Origin of the sequence: Flavobacterium aquidurense (genome assembly GCF_002217195.1) — a bacterium.
Classification (GTDB): Bacteria; Bacteroidota; Bacteroidia; order Flavobacteriales; family Flavobacteriaceae; genus Flavobacterium; species Flavobacterium frigidimaris.
The window spans coordinates 3,487-3,771 of the sequence record NZ_MUGR01000077.1; the positions used below are offsets into that span (position 1 = coordinate 3,487).

General features: G+C 27.0%; 1 protein-coding gene. It reads right to left on the reverse strand.

The features are described from left to right. The coding region (bshC, locus tag B0A67_RS25450; RefSeq protein WP_394364378.1) for a bacillithiol biosynthesis protein BshC at positions 1-136 on the reverse strand (136 nt) is incomplete at its 3' end. Positions 137-285: the final 149 nt, after the last annotated feature.

Consider the following 285-nt stretch of genomic DNA (forward strand, 5'->3'; position numbering starts at 1 on the left):
TGATTTGTTTTTCAAAGTTCTCCAAAGTAGGAAAATGATTGTACAGCGGTTTTAATTCTGATTTCTGATCTAAATAATCTTGCATTAACTTAGAGAAATATCCTGAAGTCTGATAGCTGATACAGTCGGTTGGCATAATTTTAAATTTATTTTTGACAGCTGTAAATTTAATCAAAATATGCAGTTAAAAATGGTTTTAACGATTGCTTATGATTTGATTTTTAAATTTTATTTTAAAGTTCGTGTGATCAGGTTTTTAATGTTGGGTTATTAGGAGTTTAAAAT